17 protein-coding genes are annotated in these 22259 nt (G+C 39.3%); 4 read left to right on the top strand and 13 right to left on the bottom strand.

The window, feature by feature from the left end:
- The first annotated feature begins 56 nt into the window (after positions 1–56).
- On the top strand, positions 57–944 hold the full coding sequence (locus ABN256_RS08815) for a LysR family transcriptional regulator (RefSeq protein WP_196553419.1): 888 nt from the start codon (positions 57–59) through the stop codon (positions 942–944).
- A gap of 89 nt (positions 945–1033) precedes the next feature.
- Here ABN256_RS08815 and ybgE read toward each other — a convergent pair whose 3' ends face one another.
- The 12 genes from ybgE to sdhC all read right to left on the bottom strand — a co-directional run bounded on the left by ybgE (position 1034) and on the right by sdhC (position 15360).
- Positions 1034–1318, bottom strand: coding sequence for a cyd operon protein YbgE (ybgE, locus tag ABN256_RS08810; protein ID WP_072070595.1), 285 nt, complete (start codon positions 1316–1318; stop codon positions 1034–1036).
- On the bottom strand, positions 1318–1431 hold the full coding sequence (gene cydX, locus ABN256_RS08805) for a cytochrome bd-I oxidase subunit CydX (RefSeq protein WP_004244425.1): 114 nt from the start codon (positions 1429–1431) through the stop codon (positions 1318–1320). The genes ybgE and cydX overlap by 1 nt, the downstream gene beginning before the upstream one ends.
- Positions 1432–1443: 12 nt before the next feature.
- Positions 1444–2601 carry a cytochrome d ubiquinol oxidase subunit II gene (cydB, locus tag ABN256_RS08800; protein WP_115350854.1) on the bottom strand — a complete coding sequence of 386 codons (1158 nt, stop codon included), beginning with the start codon at positions 2599–2601 and terminating at the stop codon, positions 1444–1446.
- A 14-nt stretch (positions 2602–2615) separates the two neighbouring features.
- Positions 2616–4184: a cytochrome ubiquinol oxidase subunit I gene (gene cydA / locus ABN256_RS08795; RefSeq protein ID WP_072070597.1), complete on the bottom strand. Its 1569-nt coding sequence runs from the start codon at positions 4182–4184 to the stop codon at positions 2616–2618.
- Positions 4185–5660: 1476 nt separating this feature from the next.
- Entirely contained in the window at positions 5661–6530 is an 870-nt protein-coding gene (gene sucD / locus ABN256_RS08790; protein ID WP_349439387.1) for a succinate--CoA ligase subunit alpha, read from the bottom strand.
- A complete protein-coding gene (gene sucC, locus ABN256_RS08785) occupies positions 6530–7696 on the bottom strand; it encodes an ADP-forming succinate--CoA ligase subunit beta (RefSeq protein ID WP_072070203.1) in 1167 nt (388 codons plus the stop codon). Before sucC ends, sucD begins: the two co-directional genes overlap by 1 nt.
- A gap of 161 nt (positions 7697–7857) precedes the next feature.
- On the bottom strand, positions 7858–9063 hold the full coding sequence (gene odhB, locus ABN256_RS08780) for a 2-oxoglutarate dehydrogenase complex dihydrolipoyllysine-residue succinyltransferase (protein WP_109410020.1): 1206 nt from the start codon (positions 9061–9063) through the stop codon (positions 7858–7860).
- A gap of 13 nt (positions 9064–9076) precedes the next feature.
- A complete protein-coding gene (gene sucA, locus ABN256_RS08775) occupies positions 9077–11881 on the bottom strand; it encodes a 2-oxoglutarate dehydrogenase E1 component (RefSeq protein WP_197269422.1) in 2805 nt (934 codons plus the stop codon).
- A gap of 243 nt (positions 11882–12124) precedes the next feature.
- Positions 12125–12841: a succinate dehydrogenase iron-sulfur subunit gene (locus tag ABN256_RS08770; protein ID WP_006537662.1), complete on the bottom strand. Its 717-nt coding sequence runs from the start codon at positions 12839–12841 to the stop codon at positions 12125–12127.
- Between the two features lie 34 nt (positions 12842–12875).
- Positions 12876–14642, bottom strand: coding sequence for a succinate dehydrogenase flavoprotein subunit (gene sdhA / locus ABN256_RS08765; RefSeq protein ID WP_072070206.1), 1767 nt, complete (start codon positions 14640–14642; stop codon positions 12876–12878).
- Entirely contained in the window at positions 14642–14986 is a 345-nt protein-coding gene (gene sdhD / locus ABN256_RS08760) for a succinate dehydrogenase membrane anchor subunit (RefSeq protein WP_006537664.1), read from the bottom strand. Before sdhD ends, sdhA begins: the two co-directional genes overlap by 1 nt.
- Positions 14980–15360: a succinate dehydrogenase cytochrome b556 subunit gene (gene sdhC / locus ABN256_RS08755; protein WP_129586864.1), complete on the bottom strand. Its 381-nt coding sequence runs from the start codon at positions 15358–15360 to the stop codon at positions 14980–14982. Before sdhC ends, sdhD begins: the two co-directional genes overlap by 7 nt.
- Positions 15361–15990: 630 nt before the next feature.
- Between sdhC and ABN256_RS08750 the strand changes: the two genes are divergently transcribed.
- Positions 15991–17274, top strand: coding sequence for a citrate synthase (locus tag ABN256_RS08750; RefSeq protein WP_196553422.1), 1284 nt, complete (start codon positions 15991–15993; stop codon positions 17272–17274).
- Between the two features lie 76 nt (positions 17275–17350).
- On the opposite strand, the gene ABN256_RS08745 is transcribed toward ABN256_RS08750, so the two are convergent.
- Positions 17351–18112 carry an AraC family transcriptional regulator gene (locus tag ABN256_RS08745; RefSeq protein ID WP_072070207.1) on the bottom strand — a complete coding sequence of 254 codons (762 nt, stop codon included), beginning with the start codon at positions 18110–18112 and terminating at the stop codon, positions 17351–17353.
- Positions 18113–18213: 101 nt separating this feature from the next.
- Here ABN256_RS08745 and ABN256_RS08740 point away from each other — a divergent pair, with 101 nt between their 5' ends.
- Together ABN256_RS08740 and ABN256_RS08735 are read left to right on the top strand one after the other, a co-directional pair.
- A complete protein-coding gene (locus ABN256_RS08740) occupies positions 18214–19344 on the top strand; it encodes a multidrug effflux MFS transporter (protein ID WP_349439386.1) in 1131 nt (376 codons plus the stop codon).
- A 110-nt stretch (positions 19345–19454) separates the two neighbouring features.
- Positions 19455–22073 carry a DUF4132 domain-containing protein gene (locus ABN256_RS08735; RefSeq protein WP_349439385.1) on the top strand — a complete coding sequence of 873 codons (2619 nt, stop codon included), beginning with the start codon at positions 19455–19457 and terminating at the stop codon, positions 22071–22073.
- The last annotated feature ends 186 nt before the right edge of the window (positions 22074–22259 follow it).

The following is a 22259-nucleotide window of genomic DNA, read 5'->3' as shown; positions in this document are numbered from 1 at the left end:
ACGAATTTCGTCTATCTGACAAAATAGAACTTATTGTTTAATCAGAGTAAACAATCATGCAAAATCAAATTGATCGAATTCGCTCTTTTATTGCTGTTGTTGATACCGGATCATTTACTCAAGCAGCGAAATATTTGCGCTTGAGTAAATCAATGGTGAGTATTCATATCAAAGCATTAGAAATAGAGTTAAATGTCTCATTACTCAATCGTAATACTCGTCGATTTACGCTGACAGAGACTGGCGAGATGCTTTATCAAGATTTCCGCCAAGTGTTAATTCAGTTAGAGCAAACATTAGATAAAGCGAGATTGGGTCAGCAAGAACTACAGGGATCGTTGCGATTAAGTTCAACGGCTGAATTTGGTGAATATTATATTTTACCGTTACTTAGTCAATTTATGCAATTACACTCAAAGTTGAAAGTACAGTACACCTTTAATTCTTCCATTGAGGATTTAATAAATCATAAGTTAGATTTAGCTATTCGTTTAGGTACATTAAAAGACAGTAATTATCGCTCAACCAAATTGGCTAATTACGAGATAAGTTTAGTTATTTCACCTGATTTGTTGCAGAAATTCTCGATAAAAACCATCAACGACTTAAGTGCTATTCCCTATTTAGCAAACAGTAATTTACGTCAAAGTAAACTATCAACTTCTGCACAGTTTAGTGCCCTGCTCTCTCAATTAGCGCAAGATGCCTATTTTGAAACTAATACTATTGCCGCATTAAAAAAGATGGCTCTTGCACATTCTGGGATGACTATTTTGCCACATTGGTATATTCATCAAGAATTATTAGAAGGCCAATTAGTCGTGCTGTTTCCTGAATACTCATTGTTAACGCAGTCCGTGAATATTATTTTTCCTTATAGTGAACACATCCCCAGAAAAGCACGTTTATTTATTGATTACTTAAAAGAGAATATTCATTTATAAAAACAAAAAGATAGATAATATTGATAGGATCCTTAGATAAGAAAATACCTTATTTCTTTTTCATATAATGAGCAGAAATAAGGTATTTTTTAAAAGAAGAAATAACTTAGCCCTACAACTAAAACAATAATTGCAGGGATTGGGTGCAATAAACATTTTGCAATTACATGTTTAGGACGAAATGCTAGGCCAAAAGTCGCCCCCGCACAAACCGACCAAATAAGAAGGATACCTTGCCAAATTGCCAATGAACTGGTGTTCGCCGCAAATCGGCTAGGATCCCACATAACACAAAATGCCATCACCAACGCCATGATTAAAACAAGAGCCCTAATAGGGCCCTTGTCTAGTAGTTGGTAACTTTTGTCCAACATTATTCTTCACTTTCTGAAGTTTTTTTCGCTTCAGCATGCTCGTAAGCCAGTCCTGCGATCACCGCAATACTACAAGCGAAGAGTGTGCCGAGAAGCCATGCAAAATACCACATTCTCTATGCTCCTTAGTAAAGAGTATGATTATTACCTTCGATAAATTTCTTATCGAGGCGACCATGCATTTTCCAGTAACACCAGATAGTGTAAAGGAGAACGATAGGTACAAAGATAATCGCAACAACTGTCATGACTTGCAGAGTAAACAAGCTAGAAGTTGCATCCCACATTGTTAAGCTCACATCTGGGAACGTGCTTGAAGGCATCACAAATGGGAACATAGTCACACCACAAGTCAGGATAACACAAGCAATAGTCAGTGAAGTGAACAGGAATGCCCAACCACCTTTATTTGCTTTAGTTGCAACAATCGCCAGTAAAGGAGATAACAGACCTAATGCAGGCAATGCCCACAATACTGGATAATTGTTGTAGTTAGTCATCCAAGCACCAGCTTCATGAGAAACAGTTTTCAGCAGTGGAGATGAAGGACCTGCTGTATCAATTGCACTTGTTATGATAAAGCCATCAATACCATAGATTAACCATACGCCCGCAACAGCAAAACCAATGAACGTGATTAAAGAGGTGATGTAAGTAGCTTTACGTGTACGCTCATGTAACTCACCAGTGGTACGCATTTGAAGATAACTTGCACCATGTGCAACAATCATCATTAAGCTAATCACACCAGCTAATAAACCGTATGGGTTTAATAGGTACAGTAGGTTGATTAACGCGTTAGTTGTACCGTTATAAGAGACACGTTGCATGCTATCGACTTCTAATGGAACACCTTGTAACAGGTTACCAAAAGCAACACCGATAACTAATGGTGGAACGAAGCTACCAATAAAGATACCCCAATCCCACATACCACGCCATTTCGGAGATTCTAGTTTAGAACGGTAGTCAAAACCTACAGGACGGAAGAATAATGCCGCCAGTACGAAAATCATACCAAAATAGAAACCAGAGAATGCCGCAGCATAAACCATTGGCCATGCAGCGAATAATGCACCACCGGCGGTGATTAACCAAACTTGGTTACCATCCCAGTGAGGTGCAACAGAGTTAATCAAAATACGGCGTTCAGTGTCATCTTTCGCGATAACGCGTAGTAACACACCGACACCCATATCAAAACCATCAGTGACTGCAAAGCCAATCAGTAAGATACCAATCAGTAGCCACCAAACAAATCGCAATACTTCATAATCAAACATAGTGGACTCCTGTGTTACTTACTTTGTGCAGAAGAAGCGTTCTTCTGTTCAAAGTGATAGCGACCCGTCTTCAGGCTACTCGGCCCAAGGCGACCAAATTTGAACATCAGGAACATTTCAGCAACTAGGAACAATGTATACAGACCACAGATAAGCCCCATAGATACTAGGATATCTGCCTCTGTCAATGAAGAAGTTGCCACCGCCGTAGGCAGAATTTCACCAATTGCCCATGGTTGACGTCCATATTCTGCAACAAACCAACCTGCTTCAATTGCAATCCATGGTAATGGAATACTATACAGGGCGGCACGCAGTAGCCATGTATATTTGCCAATACGGTTTGACAGAACAGTCCAGAAGGAAATCGCAACAATCAGTAACATCAGGAAGCCTGAGGCAACCATGATACGGAATGACCAGAATAGTGGTGCGACGTTAGGAATAGTGTCTTTTGCAGCAGCTTTGATTTGATCTTCTGTTGCATCAACGACATTTTCAGTATAACGCTTCAGTAATAAGCCATAGCCTAAATCTTGTTTAGCGTCATTAAATGCAGCACGAATAGCAGGATCAGTATTACCTGAACGCAGTTCACTTAATAATTCGTAAGCTTTCATACCGTTACGAATACGAACTTCATGCTGACTCATCAGATCATTAAGACCTAATACTGGTGTATCGAAAGAACGCGTTGCGATAATACCCATGACATAAGGTATTTGTAATGCAAACGAGTTTTCCATTTTTTCTTGATTAGGGAATGCAATCAGATTAAATGCAGCAGGCGCTGCTTCTGTATGCCATTCACCTTCAATTGCAGCCAACTTCGTTTTTTGTACGTCACCCATTTCGTAACCAGATTCATCACCTAATACGATAACAGATAACACAGCAGCAATACCAAAAGTTGCCGCAACTGCAAAAGAACGTTTTGCAAAACCAATATCACGGCCTTTGAGCAGGTAGTAAGAGCTGATACCCAGAACAAAGAAAGCACCAGTTGTATAACCAGCTGCAACTGTGTGAACAAATTTAACTTGAGCGACTGGGTTTAAAACCAGATCAGCAAAACTCAACATTTCCATTCGCATGGTTTCAAAGTTGAAGTCTGCAGCAACAGGGTTTTGCATCCAACCATTCGCAACAAGGATCCACAGAGCAGAGAAGTTAGAACCGAAAGCAACTAACCAAGTTACCATCAAGTGCTGCTTCTTACCTAAACGATCCCAGCCAAAGAAGAACAATCCGACGAATGTTGATTCTAAGAAGAACGCCATTAAACCTTCGATTGCTAAAGGCGCACCGAAGATATCACCGACGTAATGAGAGAAATATGACCAGTTAGTACCAAATTGGAACTCCATGGTCAATCCAGTTGCGACACCCAGAGCAAAGTTAATACCGAATAACTTACCCCAGAACTTTGTCATATCTTTGTAAACTTGTTTACCCGACAGAACATATATCGTTTCCATGATTGCCAGCATAAACGCCATACCTAACGTTAACGGGACAAACAGGAAGTGATACATCGCTGTTAAGGCAAACTGTAACCGTGACAGTTCGACAATATCAAACATCTTGACTCCTTGCTCCTAGCAGGAAGACACCGACTTGCGGCAACCCGACTTTATTAAATTATAAAGCCTCATAACTACCAACAATAAATGCCTCTAAAAACAACAACGAATATTAAAGACCAAAAACACAATACCTTACAAATAGTACGCTTATATTTACATATAATAAATATATTTTGCGTGACCCAGATTTGAATTCTGAGCTTAGGTCAACAATACGACTTTTAGGTTTGTAACAGCATATTTGATCGTGTGCCAATTTAAGCATATTCAGAAAATTTTGCCACAATTAATAACTTGACCCACATCAAAAAAACACTTTAATGTTAACTAGTTGCGAATAAATTACCCAATAGTTACCATTGTGTTAACGCAATGTTGTTTTTATTTTTAAGTGTAATTTATCTCCTTATATTTTCCATAATAAAATTAACTTTTTATTTTCATAAAAGCCCTAAAAATAAACACTTTTAGTTGTGTTTTATTAATTTTAATATCAAAATCATTTTTTTGCAGGTAAAAAATAAATATTTAAAAAAAATAATCTATTAATTAATGGGTTGAAATTTACAAAAGTGTAAATACAGAAAATGACATCTAGTTAATTCGCCAAATAAAAATAAAAATAAAATCTAATAGTGATTGTCTATTTTTAATATTAATGACTGCTTATTTTGTTTTTTATTTCAGATAAGTAAACTGTAACTAATTTATATTATATATCTAAAATATAAATCAACAATTCAATAAAATTGAAAATAATCTTTTAAATCAATAGAATAAAAAACACTAACTCAGCCAAATGAAAAAGGAAAATAATCTTTCTTTATTGTATTTTATTATTTTTGTAGAACATTTCTTACAACAATCATAAGTGTTTCATCATTACACTTGATAGGTATAAAAGAGCCTAGTTTCGGCTTTAATCCTCTTTTTGATGCCCTATCATAATAAAAGAATATTTTCTCAGACAACCTTCTTTACCAGCCCCCCTTTTCACTTATCCATTAACATGTTTAAAAAAACATCTTCGCAGTAAAAACCTGCCTTACAGCGATGTTGAAGCGGAAATTTAGGGACTATTGTTACGATGTTTATAGAAAAGAGCATGATGTTCACAACATAAAATAACTATTTATTTTCTTTTTCTAGTCCATTTTTCACCTAAAAACATGCATTTAAAATATTATTTTTAACAACGAAGAATGGATACAAACAATATTTATCGTTATTTCCAGTTTATGCAAAAAACTTAGAAAAAGAAAAAAGAGCGATTACGCATAGAGATTAAAATTTAAAAAAATCGATTTAAAACAGATGATTAGCCTTAATTCATATAGATATTTGATATGTTAATCATAATACTCGATATAGATATAAATATTTAAATGAAGCTAGATATAAAAATGCCAGCTTCCTATTAAGAAACTGGCATTTAAGATAGTATCAATATGAAATTATTAACAGTATCGTTACTTACTTGATCATTAATTTAATAGCTTCACCAATATCGGCCAAGCTACGCACAGTTTTAACACCCGCAGCTTCAAGAGCAGCAAATTTCTCATCTGCTGTGCCTTTACCGCCTGCAATAATAGCTCCCGCATGTCCCATGCGTTTACCTTTAGGGGCTGTCACACCAGCAATGTAACCTACAACTGGTTTAGTCACATGATCTTTGATATAAGCAGCTGCTTCTTCTTCTGCTGTACCACCAATTTCACCGATCATCACAATTGCTTCTGTTTGTGGATCTTCTTGGAATAGCTTCAGAATATCAATAAAGTTAGAACCTGGGATTGGGTCACCACCAATACCAACACACGTTGATTGGCCTAAACCAACATCTGTTGTCTGTTTAACTGCTTCATACGTTAATGTACCTGATCGAGATACAATGCCAACTTTGCCTGGTAAATGAATATGGCCAGGCATAATACCAATCTTACATTCACCCGGAGTGATTACACCTGGGCAGTTAGGGCCAATCATACGTACGCCTGCTTCATCTAATTTTACTTTTACTGTTAGCATATCCAAAGTAGGGATGCCTTCTGTAATAGTAATGATGAGTTTAATGCCTGCCTCAATCGCTTCTAAGATTGAATCTTTACAAAATGGCGCAGGTACATAAATAACTGTCGCAGTTGCCCCCGTTGCCTCAACAGCTTCGCGTACAGTATTAAATACTGGAAGTCCTAAATGCGTAGTGCCACCTTTACCTGGCGTAACACCTCCAACCATTTGTGTACCATAAGCAATTGCTTGCTCAGAGTGGAATGTTCCTTGGCTACCAGTAAAACCTTGGCAAATTACTTTGGTGTTTTTATCGATTAAAATAGACATTATTTTGCCTCCGCTGCTGCAACAACTTGTTTTGCGGCATCAGTTAAGCTTTTAGCTGCGATAATATTTAATCCACTATCTGCTAATTTCTTGGTGCCTAACTCTGCATTGTTTCCTTCAAGACGAACAACCACAGGAACATTAACGCCAACTTCTTCAACCGCGCCAATAATACCGTCTGCGATTAAGTCACAACGAACAATACCGCCAAAAATGTTGACTAATACAGCACTGACATTTTCATCTGACAAAATAATTTTAAATGCTTCTGTTACACGTTCTTTTGTTGCACCACCACCCACATCGAGGAAGTTAGCTGGTTCACCACCGTGAAGTTTAACAATATCCATAGTACCCATTGCTAAACCAGCACCATTAACCATGCAACCAATGTTGCCATCTAATGCAACATAGTTCAGTTCCCATTGGGCAGCTTGCGCTTCTCGCGGATCTTCTTGCGATGGATCGTGCAGTTCACGCATTTCAGGCTGGCGATATAATGCATTGCTATCTACGCCTAATTTGCCATCTAGACAAATCAGATCATCTTCTTTAGTGATAACCAAAGGGTTAATTTCAATTAGCGCAAGATCACGCTCTAAGAAGATAGTAGCTAATCCCATAAAGATCTTAGCAAATTGACTGACTTGCTTACCTTTTAAACCTAGTTTAAAAGCCAGTTCTCTTCCCTGATAAGGCATTGGGCCTGTCAGTGGATCAATAATTGCGCGATGAATAAGTTCTGGCGTTTCTTCCGCTACTTTTTCAATTTCTACGCCACCTTCAGTTGAAGCCATAAAGACAACGCGACGGGTACCACGGTCAATAACCGCACCAAGATAAAGCTCTTTAGCGATATCAGTTGCAGCTTCAACCAAAATCTGTGTAACAGGCTGACCGTTAGCGTCTGTTTGATAAGTCACTAAACGTTTGCCTAACCATTGTTCAGCAAATGCGCGGATCTCTTCTTTAGATTTAACGACTTTTACGCCGCCCGCTTTACCACGTCCACCCGCGTGAACCTGACATTTCACGACCCAAGGGCCTTGACCGATTTTTGATGCAGCTTCTTCTGCCTCGCGCGGCGTGGAGCAGGCGAAACCAGCAGGAGCTGGTAATCCATACCGTGTGAAAAGCTGTTTTGCCTGATACTCGTGTAAATTCATGATGTTCTATCCATAATCTTGTTGAAAGTCGGGCTTTCTTATTTTTTTGACTATAAGCCAGAGAAATCTGACTTCACGAACACACTGTACTTCTTTGATGCTTGTGTCTGTTGCTAAGTAGGCAGGAGGAGCATCTCCTGCCTAAAAGCGATATTTATTACCTATACATCAAGTAATAAACGGGCTGGATCTTCTAGCATCTCTTTGACGGTTACTAAGAAACCGACAGACTCACGACCGTCAATTAAACGGTGGTCATAAGATAGAGCCAGATACATCATTGGTAGAATAACAACCTGACCATCAACGGCCATTGGGCGATCTTTTATAGCATGCATCCCTAAAATGGCACTTTGTGGTGGGTTGATAATAGGCGTTGACATTAATGAGCCGAAAACACCACCATTTGTAATAGTAAAGTTACCACCCGTTAAGTCTTCAACGGTCAACTTACCATCACGACCTTTTACTGCTAATGCTTTGATATTTTTCTCAATATCCGCCATGCTCATTGCATCCGCATCACGTAATACTGGTGTTACCAGGCCACGAGGCGTTGATACCGCAATACTGATATCGAAATAGTTGTGATAAACCACATCTGTGCCATCAATAGAAGCATTCACTTCTGGGTAGCGTTTCAGTGCTTCAACAACCGCTTTAATATAGAAAGACATAAAGCCTAAACGGACACCGTGGCGTTTTTCGAAAGCTTCGCCATATTGAGCACGTAAATCTTTGATTGGTTGCATGTTGATTTCGTTAAACGTTGTCAACATTGCAGTAGTGTTTTTCGCTTCTAATAAACGTTCTGCAACACGTTTGCGTAAACGTGTCATTGGAACACGTTTTTCACTACGGTGAGATAACAGCGCTTGAGGCGCTTCTTCAACAGGTTTCGTTGCCGTTTTATTTGCAACATGGCCTTCGATATCTTGGCGAGTTAAACGACCACCTACACCGCTACCTTTCACATCAGCAGGATTAACATCGTGCTCTGCCACTAAACGACGCGCTGTTGGGCTTAATGCATCGTTATTGCCTTTTTCAGCAATGTCAGCACTTTGACGTTGTGCAGGTGTGCTATCTTGAGCTGGTTTCACATCAGCAGGAATACCGGTGCTATCACCTAAACGAATGCGTCCGAGTAATTGGCGTGAGCCAACAGTAGCGCCTTCATCTTCAAGGATGCTTTCTAATACGCCCGCTTCACTTGCAGGAACTTCTAAAACAACTTTATCTGTTTCGATTTCAACCAGCACTTCATCGCGTTGAATGCTATCACCAGGTTTTTTATGCCAAGTTGCGACCGATGCGTCAGCAACTGATTCAGGGAGATCCGGTACTAGAATGTCTACACTACTCATTTTCTATCCTTATTTATTCAACTTTCAGTGCGTCTTCAACCAGAGCTTTTTGTTGCTCCTGATGAACAGAGGTATAACCAACTGCTGGAGAGGCTGATGCAGGACGTCCTGCATAACGTAATGTTGCGCCCGTAGGGATCGCATCACGGAAATTATGCTGGCTGCAATACCAAGCCCCCTGATTTAAAGGCTCTTCTTGACACCAAACAAAATCTTTCACATGGGAGTAAGATGCTAGAATTTGTGCAATATCTTCGTGTGGGAATGGATACAGTTGTTCAATACGAATAATGGCAACGTTGTTTTGCTCATTAGCACGACGTTGTTCTAATAAATCGTAGTAAACCTTACCTGAACACATCACAACACGTTTTACATCAGCCGGTTTTAAATCATCCATTTCACCAATTACAGGTAAGAATTTACCATTGGCTAATTCATCCAATGCAGAAACTGCTAATGGGTGACGTAACAGTGATTTTGGTGACATTACGATAAGTGGGCGACGCATACCACGTAATGCTTGACGGCGTAACATATGGTAAACCTGAGCAGGCGTTGATGGCACACAAACCTGCATATTTTGCTCTGCACACAGTTGCAGATAACGCTCTAAACGTGCAGAAGAGTGTTCAGGGCCTTGGCCTTCATAACCGTGTGGTAACAGCATCACTAAACCACACATACGACCCCATTTTTGCTCACCAGAGCTAATAAATTGGTCGATAACGACTTGAGCAACGTTTGCAAAGTCACCAAATTGCGCTTCCCAAATCGTCAATCCACGAGGCTCTGTTGTTGCATAACCATATTCAAATGCAAGAACAGCTTCTTCTGTTAATACAGAGTCCCAGACATTAAATTGCCCTTGAGCATTATGAATATTAGCCAATGGAACATAAACAGAACCATTAGTTTGATTATGAATAACGGCGTGACGGTGGAAGAATGTACCACGGCCGGCATCTTCACCAGAAAGACGGATCGTAATACCTTGGTCAACTAAAGTTGCATACGCTAATGTTTCCGCAGCACCCCAGTCGAGCAATTTCTCACCTTCTGCCATGACAGCACGGTCAGCGTAAATTTTCTCAACACGAGATTGCATCACGATTTCTGACGGGACAGTACTCACACGACGCGCTAAATCTTGTAAACGTGTTTGCTCTACTTTATGTGGATACTCTTCATTCCATTCGTGATTTAAATACGGCTCCCATGTGTAAGAATGCAGCCCCATTGGGCGATATTCTTCAACAACACAATCACCACGATCTAGTGCATCACGATAGAGATTAACCAGTTCAGTCACATCATTGGCATCAAGCAGTGATTGAGCAACCAGTTTATCTGCATAAATTTTACGTGGTGTTGGGTGTTTCTTGATTTTTTGATACATCAGAGGCTGAGTCGCATTTGGCTCATCCGCTTCGTTATGGCCATGACGGCGATAACACACCAAATCAATCATTACGTCACGTTTAAAAGTATTACGGAAATCCAATGCAAGACGAGTTACAAAAGCAACGGCTTCCGGATCATCGGCATTAACGTGGAAAATTGGTGCCTGAACCATTTTCACAATATCAGTACAGTATTGTGTTGAACGAGCATCTTTTGGATTTGACGTGGTGAAACCAACTTGGTTATTGATAACGATACGAACTGTACCGCCAACTTCATAACCACGCGCTTGCGACATATTCAAGGTTTCTTGAACAACACCTTGACCAGTTACCGCCGCATCACCATGAATTGTAATAGGAAGAACCATATTACTACGCGCTTCATCTAAACGATCACGACGAGCACGAACAGAACCGATAACAACTGGGCTAACAATCTCTAAGTGAGAAGGGTTAAAGGCTAATGCTAAGTGAACTTGAGCCCCTTCCGTTGCAAAATCGGATGAAAAACCTTGGTGATATTTAACGTCACCAGTTCCCAAATGCTCTTTATGGATCCCCGCAAATTCATCAAATAAATCAGCAGGTTTTTTACCGAGGATATTAACCAAAACGTTTAAACGTCCGCGGTGTGCCATACCGAGAACCACTTCACGAGTGTCTTGTTTACCGGCATGACGGATTAAATCTTTCAACATAGGTACTAATGCATCACCACCTTCTAAAGAGAAGCGTTTCGCACCTGGGAATTTCGCACCTAAATAACGTTCTAAGCCTTCAGCAGCTGTTAGCTCTGTCAGGAAGCGTAACTTTTCTTCTTTTGTAAATTGGTCTGCAACATTAACTGATTCTAAACGTTGTTGGATCCAGCGTTTTTCTTCAGTATTAGTGATATGCATATATTCAGCACCGATTGAACCACAATAAATGCGTTTCAGGGCCTCATATAAATCACTTAATTTCATGGTTTCTTTGCCGATAGCAAAAGAACCGACGTTGAAAGTTTCTTCAAAATCTTCTTTAGTCAGATTATGGAAAGCAGGATCTAAATCTGGAACAGATTCTTGTTTCCATAAACCAAGTGGGTCGAGGTTCGCATTTTGATGGCCACGGAAACGAAAAGCATTGATGAGCTGCAAAACTTTGACTTGTTTTGAGTCCGTTGCCGGATCGCTTACCGAGGTATGATATCGAGTGGATTCTTTTGCGAGGCGTCTGAAGTAGTCGCGGGTCTGAGAATGCGACTGCTCTATGCCTTGACTTGCGGGCAGTTGTTGAAAAATCTCTCTCCAACTTTCGTCAACAGAGTTTGGGTCAGTTAGGTAATCTTCATAGATATCTTCTATGTAAGACTGATTCTCTCCTGCTAGAAATGTTGATTCTAGCCAGTCCTTCATTGCGCCGTTCTGCATTATGATCCCTTAAGCTATACAGCTTTAGTTCGCCGTGGATAACTAATACCGTGATTAAACGGTGTCGATTGCAAGGTTCTCTCATGACCCGCTATCTCGCAGGTTCTTTAAATATGGAGCTTTAGCTCTCAAGGAACCTTTAAGCACTGTCTAACAGTGTTTAAAGGTGCCTTACTATTTACCGCAAACGTCTAACTTAGTTTTTCCATTAACCGCCCTAACTATTTTAGGGCGGTTATTATTTTATGCACTACGTTTTAACAACATCGACTTAATATGGCCAATCGCTTTTGTTGGATTGAGTCCTTTAGGACATACGCTGACACAGTTCATAATGCCATGACAACGGAATACGCTGAACGCATCGTTAAGATCATCAAGGCGAGATTCTGTTTCTGTATCGCGACTATCAATCAAGAAACGATATGCAGCTAACAATCCAGCTGGCCCGATAAACTTATCTGGATTCCACCAGAATGACGGGCAAGATGTTGAACAACAAGCACAAAGGATACAATCGTAAAGTCCATCAAGCTTTTCACGTTGTTCTGGTGACTGTAAGTTCTCACGAGCAGGAGGATTTTTGCCATTATTAATTAAATACGGACGAATTTTCTCATACTGTGTATAGAACTGAGTCATATCCACTATTAAATCACGAATTACTGGTAAACCGGGTAACGGTCTGATCACAATTTTCTTACTTCCTTTCTGTAAAGATGAAATAGGTGTGATACAAGCCAAACCATTTTTACCATTCATGTTCACGCCATCAGAGCCACAAACACCTTCACGGCAAGAACGACGGAACGATAAGGTAGGATCTTTTTCCTTTAGCTGAATTAATGCATCCAACAGCATCATGTCACGCCCTTCTGGAACTTCGAGGGTGTAATCTTGCATATGCGGCGCATTATCAACGTCGGGATTGTAACGATAAATCGAAAATTCAAGTTTCATATTTAAGTCTCCGCAACTTCAATAACACCGCTAATTAATATGTACGCACTTTTGGTGGGAAGGCTTCACGCAGTTTTGGCTGCATATTGACTTCACGTCGTGTCATTGTTTCGGTTTGCGGTTGATATAATGTATGACATAACCAGTTCGCATCATCACGCTCTGGGAAATCGAAACGGCTATGAGCTCCACGACTTTCTGTACGGAAGTTTGCAGACACCGCAGTGGCATAAGCTGTTTCCATCAGGTTGTCTAATTCTAAGCACTCAATACGCTGTGTATTAAACTCACTTGAATTATCATCCAGTCGTGCATTTTGTAAGCGCTCACGAATAACTTTCAGTTCTTCTAAGCCTTTAGCCATTGCATCACCTTCACGGAATACCGAGAAGTTATGTTGCATACAAGATTGCAGTGCTTTACGGATCTCAACAGGATCTTCACCAGAGCGATTGTTTTCCCAGCGATTTAAGCGTGTTAATGCTGCATCAACATCCGACTCGCTTGCATCACGCATCGTGCCTTGTTCCATCAGAGATTCTTTTAAGTGAACCCCTGCTGAACGACCAAATACAACGAGGTCTAACAGTGAGTTACCGCCTAAGCGGTTGGCACCATGAACAGATACACAAGCAATTTCACCGACAGCAAACAGTCCAGGAATAACAACATCTTCGCCCTTCTCATTTACACGAATGGCTTGGCCTGTCACTTTTGTTGGAATACCACCCATCATATAGTGACAAGTCGGAATAACTGGAATTGGCTCTTTGATAGGATCAACGTGTGCAAATGTACGAGACAAATCAAGAATACCTGGTAAACGTGATTCAAGGACTTCTTTACCAAGATGGTCGAGTTTCAATTTCGCATGAGGACCCCAAGGGCCATCACAACCACGACCTTCACGAATTTCAATCATGATTGAACGTGCAACCACATCACGACCAGCAAGGTCTTTAGCGTTTGGCGCATAACGTTCCATAAAGCGTTCACCGTCTTTATTCAACAGATATCCGCCTTCACCACGACAACCTTCGGTCACTAACACACCCGCGCCTGCAATACCCGTTGGGTGGAATTGCCACATTTCCATATCTTGCAGTGGAACACCTGCACGAACCGCCATACCAACCCCGTCACCGGTGTTGATATGTGCATTTGTCGTAGATTGATAAATACGGCCTGCACCACCTGTGGCTAAAATAGTGGCATTAGCTTTGAAATAAACAACTTCACCTGTTTCGATGCAAATTGCAGTACAACCAACAATATCGCCATCTTGGTTTTTCACGAGATCCAGTGAATACCACTCTGAAAAGATAGTTGTATGATTTTTTAAATTTTGCTGATACAGGGTATGCAACAGTGCGTGCCCAGTGCGGTCAGCAGCCGCTGCAGTACGCGCAGCTTGTTCGCCACCGAAGTTCTTAGACTGACCACCAAACGGACGTTGATAAATACGGCCATCGTCTAGACGAGAAAATGGAAGTCCCATATGTTCCAGCTCTAAAATTGCTTCAGGACCAGTTTTACACATATATTCGATTGCATCTTGGTCTCCGATATAATCGGAACCTTTTACTGTATCGTACATGTGCCATTCCCAGTTATCCTCATGAGTATTACCTAGCGCAACGGTAATACCGCCTTGAGCTGAAACAGTATGAGAACGAGTAGGAAAAACTTTAGAAATTAGTGCACAAGACAAACCCATTTGGGAAATCTGTAAAGCGGCACGCATACCCGCGCCACCAGCACCAATAACAACGGCATCAAACTCTCTTACTGGCAGATTCATTACACACCCCACACCACAATTGTTCCATAAATAAGATAAACCAACAGCGCAACAACAATAATCAGTTGTAAAGTCAGGCGTAATGCCAGCGGTTTAATATAGTCCGTTAACACTTGCCACATGCCTATCCACGCGTGGATAAGAATAGAAAGCAACGTCAAGATGGTGAACACTTTGGTTAGGGATGAGCTAAAGAACCCACGCCATACTTCATAGGTAATTTCTGTGGTTGCAATAAAACCCACAAGATAAAGAACATATAAAACGATGATGATGGCTGAGGCACGCAGAAATAACCAATCCTGTATACCAGTACGGCCTAAAGTAGAAGAATTACTTACCATACTAATACCCCCGCCAATATTGATAAAATTACTGTAATAACCATAGATGCAGCCGCTGAATTGCGACCCACAATCAAGGTTTCATCAATAAAGCCGAAGTCCATTAGCATGTGACGAATACCACCACAAATATGGTATGCCAATGCCGTCAGGATGCCCCACAAAATAAATTTTGCGAAGAAGCCAGTCATTATTTCAGCAGCTTGCTGAAAACCTTCAGGAGAAGAGAGAGAGGTGCCAAGTAACCACAGTAAAATGCCAACTGCGACTAACATGATAACCCCAGAGACACGATGCAAGATCGATGCGATAGCAGGGAGTGGAAACTGTATCGTCTGTAAATCCAGATTGACAGGTCTTTGTTTTTTCACAATTTATGCCCACACAGCTTTTATAATTTTTCCTTCCTCCGGACCTGGATGGAAATCAAACAGCGAATGGGGTACAAAGGCACATTTTAAGTAAAATGTTAAATCCGTCTATTTTACAAAAATTGTGGATTCGTTACGCTGGTTCTCCATACAACAAAGGTTCCGGAGACCTGCGCGCAGTATAAGTGCTTCACAAACTTATTACAATTACCACACAACTTGTGTGCCAGACATTTGCCTCGAACAGTGAGAGGGATCACTATTTAATATATCTGATGCAAAAATGATTATCATTTTTGACACACGTACAACATTTTTATTACATTTAACGCATAATTTTAATGTTTATGTTTTTTTTGTGCGCAAACACGCTTCCAGAAACCTCAAACTTATGTAAAAGTGTTGTCAGTACTAATTCTAAGTGCATTGCATAAAAAAGCACCTAAAAAAACATAACATCAAAAGCTCCTTAACATAAGTGACACACTATAGACCTAGATATGACGGGCATAAAATAAAACCCGACTGGGTACCTTACATCAACTATAGTTTCACTATCGAAGTGCATCTTTATTCTTTATGGAGATACCCTCGACTTTGTTAGGAGACATATAAGCGCTAAGGAGATTATAAATGGCTGATAACAAAGCTAAGCTAACGATTGATGAAACATCTGTAGACTTGGACGTTCTATCCCCAACACTCGGTTCCAAAGTTATTGATATTCGTACTCTCGGCTCCAAAGGTTATTACACCTATGATCCCGGCTTTACCTCAACCGCCTCTTGTGAGTCAAAAATCACCTTTATTGATGGTGATAACGGTATCTTACTTCACCGTGGTTTCCCTATCGGGCAATTAGCGACTGAATCAACATACTTAGAAGTTTGTTACATCCTGCTGTACGGTGAAGCACCGACCCAAGAGCAATACGATAATTTTAAAACAACTGTCACCCGCCACACGATGATCCATGAACAAATCACCCGCCTGTTCAATGGTTTCCGTCGTGACTCTCACCCAATGGCTGTATTGTGTGGTGTAACAGGGGCTTTAGCGGCGTTCTATCATGATGCATTGGATGTCAGTAATCCGGTTCACCGCGATATCACGGCTTATCGCCTATTATCCAAAATGCCAACAGTGGCAGCAATGTGTTACAAATATTCTATTGGTCAACCTTTTGTATATCCAAAGAATGACCTTTCTTATGCGGGTAACTTCTTGCATATGATGTTTGCAACACCATGCGAAGAATATGTTGTCAATCCAGTACTTGAGCGTGCTATGGATAGAATTTTCATCCTTCATGCTGATCACGAACAAAACGCGTCAACATCTACAGTACGTACCGCAGGCTCTTCAGGTGCAAATCCATTTGCCTGTATCGCCGCGGGTATCGCGTCACTTTGGGGACCTGCTCATGGCGGTGCGAACGAAGCATGTTTACGTATGCTAGAAGAGATCAAAACAGTTGAACACATTCCTGAGTTCATTAAACGTGCAAAAGACAAAAATGACTCCTTCCGTTTAATGGGCTTTGGTCATCGTGTTTACAAGAACTACGATCCTCGTGCAACAGTTATGCGTGAAACCTGTCATGAAGTGTTAAAAGAATTAAATCTCAATGACAGCTTACTTGAAGTGGCAATGGAATTAGAACGCATCGCATTAAACGACCCGTACTTTATTGAGAAAAAACTGTACCCTAACGTAGACTTCTACTCTGGTATTATCCTTAAAGCGTTAGGTATTCCATCCAATATGTTTACTGTTATTTTTGCGATTGCACGTACAATTGGCTGGATTGCTCACTGGAATGAAATGCACGAAGATGGACTGAAAATTGCGCGACCTCGTCAGCTTTATACTGGTTATGATGAGCGCGATTTCAAAAGTGAAATTAAAAAGAAATAATTGAATTCTATTAATTATTTATCTTGATAAGCCCCGTTTAAATCGGGGCTTTATAGTTTTATTTACTAAAAATTAATCAGCTTTTTAAATATTCTTGTGGTGTCTGACCTGTCATTTTCTTAAAAAATGTAATAAAGGCACTGTCACTGGCAAATCCTAAAATCTGACTAATATCTATATAACGATGATGAGTTGCTAATAATTCAATGGCTTTCATTAATCGCCATTGTTGACGCCATTGCTGGTAACTTAAACCTGTTTCTTTATAAAATAAACGTGTGATCGTTTTTTCACTTGCTCCCACATATTTCGCCATATCTTGTAATGCTGGAGGCAAATCATCAAATGATAAACGCTTTAATCGCCTATCTTTCGGCATAAATAAATGATTGGGTTGTCGTTGAGCCTGCGTAATTTCATCAAAGAAAACAGCTAATAGATTCGCATAACGCCCTTCTTCCCATTGTGTATCAAAATCAGCCACAGAAATACGTTCAAGAATTTCTCGCAAAAGAGGAGAAAGCGTAAATATCTCACTCTCACTGGGAAATTTATCATGATATTTATCGGAAATATAAACAGAGCGATATCCCACAGAGGCATACATTTCGACTCGATGTTCTAACTTTGCGGGGATCCACGCAATTCTCATGGGAGGTAAAACAGAAACCCGAGAGGCTAAAGTAATTCGCATACATCCTGACTGCGTAAATAATAATTGTCCTCTATCATGAGAATGAAATCCTGAATCGTGCTTTCCCATTTCTGCTGCAATACCCACAACTGATGCAAGATGCTCTTCCGGCACAAAGTGGTCGTATTGATTAAGCCAAGCCATTACTTGTCCTATTTGAAATATAATATGTCTTTATGTTTATAACAAGACATTCATTATCTCTGTATTCTGCTCATCAAGATTTAAGGATGTAGGATAAGAAGATGAACAAAAAACTCTCTTTATGGTTAGCAATTGCGTTAATGATGTTTCCACAAATTGCAGAGACCATTTATAGCCCAGCACTTACTGATATTGCAAACGGCTTTCATGTCAGTGCAAACGAGGCTGGACAAACACTTTCGCTCTATTTCTTTGCGTTTGCATTAGGGGTCATTATATGGGGTCGGTTATGCGATGTCATTGGTCGTCGTCCGACAATGTTAGCTGGATTGTTTATTTATGCTATTGCTTGTCTTAGTGTTTTCATGACACAAGATTTTTCAGTATTACTTGGATTGCGCATGCTTTCCGCTTTTGGTGCTGCGGTAGGCTCAGTAGGCACACAAACCATTATGCGTGATGTTTATAGTGGTGATGAGTTAGCAAAAGTATTCTCAGTTATGGGAGCAGCTATCGCATTAAGTCCAGCAATAGGTATGTTAAGTGGTTCATTATTAGTCAGCTATGCCGGTTACCAAGGCGTATTTAGTGGTCTAGCTCTCCTAGCTGTGATTTTACTGTTATGGAGTACTTTTGCTTTACCTGAAAGTCGCCCTGAAACAATAAAAACAGCTCCGTTAGGAGAAACTGCAATAAAAATGCTTAAGGATAAGCAAATTGCTAAAACAGTATTATTAATTGCCTTTTTTAATATCAGCCTTTTTGCTTATTATCAGTTAGCACCTTTTATGTTTGATAAACAAGGTTATAGTGCAAGCGTCTTTGGATATAGTGGCATTGTATTAGCAATAGGTGTCGGTGTTGGCTCTTATATTAATAAAGCACTATTAAACCGTCATTGGCAATGTGGAAGACTAGTTTTACTCGCGAGTTTTATTGCATTAGTCAGTGCTGTGGGTGTTTATTTTTTACGTGACCACATTAGCTTTATTATTCCAATGATGACGAGCGTTATTGCTTATGGCATTGCTATTCCAAATATCTTAGCCACAGCATTAGCACAGTATAAAGATCGTTTAGGCACTGCGGGGGCATTATTAGGCTTGTTCTACTATTTGTTAATTGGTGGTGGACTTGCACTTGCAGGGTGGGGACAAGATCTAGCCATCACCTTACTAATTTGTAGTCTAGGTTCATTGCTACTCTCTTTTTCTCGTCAAACGACAAAATAATAAATTCGAAAGAACTTCTTATATCCATAAGAGGTTCTTTTTATTTTGTGATATTTATATAAACTCAAAAGGAGCAACATCAACAAATTAAAAATGAATAAGGATAAAAAATGGCAAATGGAATAAGCATGGCACAAAAGAATTTAGACAAAAAACTAGCACAATTTAGTAACGAAAATAATCTTTATTCCATTGAGATACCAGCATTAATTCAATTAGAAGACACACCTTTGCCTGATAGGGCATATGAGATAATTATCACCTCATATCAAGCACTATTAAAAGAAATGAAGCAAAAAGCAATTGAGGAGAAAAAATGGAATAAACACTCTTCATTTGTTTATAAAGAGGCTCAAGAAAATTATGATACTTTTTCTCAATATAATGAAAGTAGCTTAAAAAACATTCTTATTCAGATTAATTCAAGTAACGGTATTTTAAATAAGTTTGACTGTCAGATCATTACCTATAAGAATGGCATTCCAAGCTCACCTGAGTTCACCCTTTTTCATCTTATTCGCTCATTAGATAACGATCCTTCATCGAAATATATTTCCAGTTATACTATTAATGATTATGGTTCAGCCCATATTTTTGAACATATTGAATTACGTCATATTGAAGAAGTTCTGATCCAACGAAATTACCCTAATGCTTCACGTATTGTTGCTGATTTTTTCCTTGGACAATACGGCATAGAAGAGTTCTTACGACCTGAACAAATCTGGCCATTTTATTACCAACACCCAGAATATATTGCTGAAGCATTAAAACTTATCCCTAATCAAGGCAGTAGTGAGAGCGATCAATTTAGCCTTGATAATGCCCTTCGTGTGCTAGAAACCTATCCTATTATTCCATCGCAATTTGTTCCTAAAATATTACAATTGGCTTTAGGGGATACACAAATTTATCGCTTTGATGCACAAAAACTTATTGAAAAACTCCCAGAGCCTCACTTATTTATTCAAGAAGGTCTAATTTCAAAGAAAAAAAACTCTCGAATTATTGCAATAAATTGGTTAATTGAACTCAATAATCATGATGCCGTACCCGCTTTAGTCACTTTATTAAAAACAGAAAATGATGAAGTCGTTCGGACTCTGTTAATTACTGCACTCGAACATTTTGGCGAAGATATATCAGATTATCTCGATCCATTAATGTTATTGGCAGAAGCTGAAATTGGCCTGAAAAATAAAATTCCTGATAATTTAGCGTGGTTTGATTTTAACACCCTCCCTCAACTAACATGGAAAAACAATAAAACGGTTGAACCAAGAATTATTCAGTGGTGGATAGTATTGGCGGTAAAATTAAAGCTCCCTGCGAGTAACGCATTATTACACCGTTATATCAATTTGCTTTCTTTGAAAAGCCAACAAACACTGGCTCAATTCTTATTAATTGCCTTTATTACTCAAGATGTTGATACGCCATCAGAAGAGAGAATTTACTTAAGCTCAGGAGTGTCTTATTCAGCATCTATGTCAGCAATTAAAGAAAAAGGGATGTTAGGGCTTATTTTTCCAATTGAAGGCTATATTGCTGTACCTTTATTGCGAAATTATATGCGTGACCATTATGAACGCCGAGCACAAATAGAAGCGATGATTGACGCTATTGGTGGAAGTAATGACCCAATTATTATTCAATTTTTACTTTCTATTTCTCGCCGTTATCGTGCAGCATCTATTCAAACTAAAGCACGACAGTTAATCACCCAGATAGCCCAACGCAATAATTGGACTGAAGATGAACTGGCAGATAGAACCATACCAACTGCCGGACTTGATGACTCAGGTGTACTGACTTTAGATTATGGTGAACGCACATTCACTGCAAAAATTAACGACAAACTGCAATTTATCCTATTTAACACCGAGGGCAAAGTGATAAAAGCATTGCCAGCTCCTCGCGTTAATGAGGACAGCACACTAATTAAAGAGACAAAAAAATACCTCACATCAAGTAAAAAAGAGTTAAAGCAGATTATCGAATCACAGACATTACGTTTATACGAAGCAATGTGCGTTCAACGTCAATGGTTAAGCACTGACTGGCAAGAATTTCTTCAAGCTAATCCAATTATGCATAAATTAATGGAGCGATTAATTTGGCAAGAAATCAAGAATGATAAAATTATTAATACATTTCGTCCTTCAAATGATGGTGCTTTATTAAATATTGAAGATGAAGAAATTACATTACAAAGTGATTCATCTCTTCGTTTAGCACATTGTGTATTTTTAAATAAAGAAGAAAAACACATATGGTTAGCACATTTTCAAGATTACAAAGTAAGGTTTTTATTCAACCAATTAGAACATGACATGCCAATATTAGAAGATAAACAAACCCAGATCACAGAGAAAAAAGGTTGGTTAACAGACGCCTATACATTAAGAAGCGCAATGACAAAATTAGGCTATCAACGTGGATCAGTAGAAGATGCTGGATTTTATAACTGTTATCACAAATATTTTTCTGGCTTAGATCTCAGTGTCATTATCAACTTTAGTGGTAACTGCGTACCTGAAGAAAATGTCACTGTCGCATTATTAGAGTTAGTTTTTGAAAAAGGTCGCCAAAGTGGATTAGATAGGCATCAATTAGCTATCAAAAATATTCCACCTATTTTATTAGCAGAAAGCTATGCGGAATACTTAAAAATCGCAGATGCTTGCGCGGGTTTTTCTTCTGATTGGGAAAAGAAGCTACCTTGGTAAACACTATTCACTGATGATTTTCTTATCCCGTACTAAATAAAAAGTACGGGATTTTTTCCAGCAGAATTAAGCTTCATTTTTTGCTGTTAATTTTCAATCAGTTTAGCTAAGGGTTAACGCTTACTTTATTAAACAGACAATTCTTAAATTTTTTAAATACCACAAAAAATGCCTTTATTATCACTT

The organism is Proteus sp. fly-1008, from assembly GCF_040140305.1.
Lineage (GTDB): Bacteria > Pseudomonadota > Gammaproteobacteria > Enterobacterales > Enterobacteriaceae > Proteus > Proteus vulgaris_B.
This window is presented reverse-complemented; position numbering and strand designations above follow the sequence as displayed.

What these genes read in the sequence shown, in the direction of transcription:
- ABN256_RS08815 (WP_196553419.1), top strand. Translation starts at nt 57, where the DNA reads ATGCAAAATCAAATTGATCGAATTCGCTCTTTTATTGCTGTTGTTGAT.
- ybgE (WP_072070595.1), bottom strand. Translation starts at nt 1,318, where the DNA reads ATGTTGGACAAAAGTTACCAACTACTAGACAAGGGCCCTATTAGGGCT.
- cydX (WP_004244425.1), bottom strand. Translation starts at nt 1,431, where the DNA reads ATGTGGTATTTTGCATGGCTTCTCGGCACACTCTTCGCTTGTAGTATT.
- cydB (WP_115350854.1), bottom strand. Translation starts at nt 2,601, where the DNA reads ATGTTTGATTATGAAGTATTGCGATTTGTTTGGTGGCTACTGATTGGT.
- cydA (WP_072070597.1), bottom strand. Translation starts at nt 4,184, where the DNA reads ATGTTTGATATTGTCGAACTGTCACGGTTACAGTTTGCCTTAACAGCG.
- sucD (WP_349439387.1), bottom strand. Translation starts at nt 6,530, where the DNA reads ATGTCTATTTTAATCGATAAAAACACCAAAGTAATTTGCCAAGGTTTT.
- sucC (WP_072070203.1), bottom strand. Translation starts at nt 7,696, where the DNA reads ATGAATTTACACGAGTATCAGGCAAAACAGCTTTTCACACGGTATGGA.
- odhB (WP_109410020.1), bottom strand. Translation starts at nt 9,063, where the DNA reads ATGAGTAGTGTAGACATTCTAGTACCGGATCTCCCTGAATCAGTTGCT.
- sucA (WP_197269422.1), bottom strand. Translation starts at nt 11,881, where the DNA reads ATGCAGAACGGCGCAATGAAGGACTGGCTAGAATCAACATTTCTAGCA.
- ABN256_RS08770 (WP_006537662.1), bottom strand. Translation starts at nt 12,841, where the DNA reads ATGAAACTTGAATTTTCGATTTATCGTTACAATCCCGACGTTGATAAT.
- sdhA (WP_072070206.1), bottom strand. Translation starts at nt 14,642, where the DNA reads ATGAATCTGCCAGTAAGAGAGTTTGATGCCGTTGTTATTGGTGCTGGT.
- sdhD (WP_006537664.1), bottom strand. Translation starts at nt 14,986, where the DNA reads ATGGTAAGTAATTCTTCTACTTTAGGCCGTACTGGTATACAGGATTGG.
- ABN256_RS08750 (WP_196553422.1), top strand. Translation starts at nt 15,991, where the DNA reads ATGGCTGATAACAAAGCTAAGCTAACGATTGATGAAACATCTGTAGAC.
- ABN256_RS08745 (WP_072070207.1), bottom strand. Translation starts at nt 18,112, where the DNA reads ATGGCTTGGCTTAATCAATACGACCACTTTGTGCCGGAAGAGCATCTT.
- ABN256_RS08740 (WP_349439386.1), top strand. Translation starts at nt 18,214, where the DNA reads ATGAACAAAAAACTCTCTTTATGGTTAGCAATTGCGTTAATGATGTTT.
- ABN256_RS08735 (WP_349439385.1), top strand. Translation starts at nt 19,455, where the DNA reads ATGGCAAATGGAATAAGCATGGCACAAAAGAATTTAGACAAAAAACTA.